The sequence below is a fragment of the Pseudomonas sp. genome (assembly GCF_050739655.1).
Taxonomy (GTDB): Bacteria; Pseudomonadota; Gammaproteobacteria; order Pseudomonadales; family Pseudomonadaceae; genus Aquipseudomonas.
In genome coordinates, this window is sequence record NZ_JBOIBY010000506.1 from 1 (window position 1) to 3,192 (window position 3,192).

Here is a 3,192-nt window from a genome sequence, read left to right on the forward strand (position 1 = left end):
TGAGCAAGTCCGCATCATCCGGACGGCTTTCCAGCTCGACCAGTTGCTCGGACAGTTGCTCTAGAATCTCGCCGGCCTCAACCAGGAAATCCTGAAGGATCTCTTCATCGGCGCCGAAGCTCATTAAGGGTGTGCTCCTACAGGTCTAAAAACCCAAAAACCTAAAATGCCTGAATTCTAAAAGCCCAGGCTGGATAACAAGTCGTCCACATCATCCTGACCGGATACAACGTCTTCTCTTTTATCGGCATGAATCTGCGGACCTTCACCCTGAGAGAGATGTTTTTGAGGATCTTTTTCTGCAAGCATCGCTTCACGGTCATGTTCGATGCCCGCAAAGCGGTCCACCTGGCTGGCCATGAGTACGAGCTTGAGCAGGTTGCTTTCAACTTCGGTGACCAGTTGGGTCACACGCTTGATCACTTGACCGGTGAGGTCCTGATAATCCTGGGCAAGCAGAATGTCGTTGAGGTTGCTCGATACGGCGCGGTTGTCTGTGCTGCTGCGTGCGAGGAATCCATCGACACGCCGGGCCAGCTCGCGGAACTCTTCAGCCCCGACTTCACGGCGCATGAACCGCCCCCAATCCGTGCTCAGGCCCTGGGCTTCGTCGGCCAGGCTGTTGACCAGCGGCGTGGCGCTTTCCACCAGATCCATGGTGCGGTTGGCCGCCGCCTCGGTCAGCTTGACCACATAGCCCAGGCGCTCGGTGGCGTCGGTAATTTGCGACACCTCCTCGGCTTGCGGCATGTGCGGGTCAATCTGGAAATTGACGATCGCGCTGTGCAGCTCGCGAGTGAGCTTGCCCACTTCCTGATACAGGCCGCGGTCACGGGTCTGATTGAGCTCATGGATCAATTGCACAGCATCGCCGAACCTGCCTTTTTCAAGGCTTGCGACCAGTTCGACGGCGTGTTTTTTCAGGGTCGATTCAAAATCGCCCTGCGAAGATTCGTTCTGCCCCATAGCTCCCCCGTGGCGCGTTTCAACCGATGCGTTCGAAAATCTTCTCGATTTTTTCTTTCAACGCCTGGGCCGTGAAGGGTTTGACCACATAGCCGTTTACACCGGCCTGGGCCGCTTCGATGATCTGCTCGCGCTTGGCTTCAGCGGTCACCATCAGCACCGGCAGGTGCTTGAGCTTTTCATCGGCTCGCACGTGGCGCAGCAGGTCGATACCGGTCATGCCAGGCATGTTCCAGTCCGTCACCAGAAAGTCGATGCTCCCGCTGTTGAGTACCGGAATGGCTGTAGTGCCATCGTCGGCCTCGACCGTGTTGGTGAACCCAAGGTCACGCAACAGGTTTTTAATGATCCGCCGCATCGTTGAGAAGTCATCAACGATGAGGATTTTCATGTTCTTGTCCAATTCGACCTCCAAGCAGACTAAAACGCGCCCAGCACCTGGACGCGCCATTTCAATCAATCTGGCAAAACACTCGATGACTGTCTGGAGTACAACGGATCGAAACCGGCGCGGTTCATCACCCCACCAGCCACGTCGCAGTGCCCCCACACTGCCTTCAGCGCGCTCGCCACTCTCCCAATCGCCCCCGCAAACGGGCTGCGCACTGGCTGTGTAACTGGCTGACCCTGGATTCGCTGACCCCCAGGACCTCACCGATTTCCTTGAGATTCAACTCTTCGTCGTAGTACAGCGCCAACACCAGTCGCTCACGCTCCGGCAAATTGGCAATCGCGTCCGCCAGCGCCGCCTGGAAGCGTTCATCTTCCAGATCGCGTGACGGCTCCAGATGAGCGCTCGCGCCATCCTCGTGCAGCCCTTCGTGTTCGCCGTCCTGCAACAGATCGTCGAAACTGAACAGCCGACTGCCCAGGGTGTCGTTCAAAATCCCGTAGTAATCGTCAAGACTCAATTGGAGTTCGGCCGCAACTTCGTGATCTTTAGCGTCACGGCCGGTTTTAGCTTCAATTGCGCGAATCGCGTCGCTGACCATCCGGGTATTACGGTGGACCGAACGTGGCGCCCAGTCCCCCTTGCGCACTTCATCGAGCATGGCGCCGCGAATACGGATGCCCGCGTACGTCTCGAAACTCGCGCCTTTGCTGGCGTCGTATTTGGTGGAGACTTCCAGCAGGCCGATCATCCCGGCCTGGATCAGATCTTCGACCTGGACACTGGCCGGCAAACGCGCCAGCAAGTGATAGGCAATGCGTTTGACCAGCGGCGCATAACGCTCGATCAGCTCGTACTGCGCATCGCGTGCCGATTTCTTGTAGAGGTTGTAGCCGCTGGCTGTCATAACACCGGTCCTGCCGTTTGTTGCACAAGGCGTTCGACGAAAAACTCCAGGTGCCCGCGCGGGTTGGCGGGCAATGGCCAGGTGTCGACCTTCTGTGCGATCGCCTTGAACGCCAGCGAGCACTTGGAGCGCGGGAACGCTTCGTAGACGGCACGTTGCTTTTGCACAGCCTTGCGCACGCTTTCGTCGTACGGCACGGCGCCGACGTATTGCAGGGCGACGTCCAGGAAGCGATCGGTCACCTTGGTCAACTTGGCGAACAGGTTGCGCCCTTCCTGCGGGCTCTGCGCCATGTTGGCCAGGACGCGGAAGCGGTTCATGCCGTAGTCGCGATTAAGCAGTTTGATCAGGGCATAGGCGTCGGTGATCGACGTCGGCTCGTCGCAGACCACCAGCAACACTTCCTGGGCGGCGCGAACAAAACTGACTACCGAGTCACCAATACCGGCAGCGGTGTCGATCACCAGTACGTCGAGGTTGTCGCCGATATCACTGAAGGCCTGGATCAGGCCGGCGTGTTGCGCCGGGCTCAAGTGAACCATGCTCTGGGTGCCGGACGCGGCCGGAACGATGCGAATGCCGCCGGGGCCCTGCAACAGGACATCGCGCAGCTCGCAGCGGCCTTCGATCACGTCGGCCAGGGTACGTTTGGGTGTCAGCCCCAGCAGAACGTCGACGTTCGCCAGCCCAAGATCGGCGTCCAGCAGCATGACGCGCCGGCCAAGCTCAGCCAAAGCCAGGGACAAGTTCACTGACACGTTAGTTTTCCCGACGCCACCTTTGCCGCCGGTCACCGCGATCACCTGTACGGGATGCATGCTGCCCATGTTATTTCTTTACCTTGTCTTGCATAGACGGAGGCCACATTACTGGCTGCGCGTTCACAAACGGAACAATGCATGGCAGACCATCGATGTAGGTACAAAAA

Annotated in this window: 5 protein-coding genes; all 5 read right to left on the bottom strand. The window is 58.4% G+C overall.

Annotated elements, in window-relative coordinates; translation table 11 throughout:
* The coding region (locus ACRESJ_RS24080) for a hypothetical protein (protein WP_431760145.1) at positions 1 to 124 on the bottom strand (124 nt) is incomplete at its 3' end.
* Positions 125 to 177: 53 nt separating this feature from the next.
* Positions 178 to 966, bottom strand: coding sequence for a protein phosphatase CheZ (locus tag ACRESJ_RS24085; RefSeq protein ID WP_431760144.1), 789 nt, complete (start codon positions 964 to 966; stop codon positions 178 to 180).
* Between the two features lie 19 nt (positions 967 to 985).
* A complete protein-coding gene (locus tag ACRESJ_RS24090) occupies positions 986 to 1,357 on the bottom strand; it encodes a chemotaxis response regulator CheY (protein WP_003183998.1) in 372 nt (123 codons plus the stop codon).
* A 166-nt stretch (positions 1,358 to 1,523) separates the two neighbouring features.
* A complete protein-coding gene (fliA, locus tag ACRESJ_RS24095) occupies positions 1,524 to 2,264 on the bottom strand; it encodes an RNA polymerase sigma factor FliA (protein WP_419709039.1) in 741 nt (246 codons plus the stop codon).
* Positions 2,261 to 3,091: a flagellar synthesis regulator FleN gene (gene fleN / locus ACRESJ_RS24100; RefSeq protein WP_008001746.1), complete on the bottom strand. Its 831-nt coding sequence runs from the start codon at positions 3,089 to 3,091 to the stop codon at positions 2,261 to 2,263. The genes fliA and fleN overlap by 4 nt, the downstream gene beginning before the upstream one ends.
* Between the last annotated feature and the right edge of the window lie 101 nt (positions 3,092 to 3,192).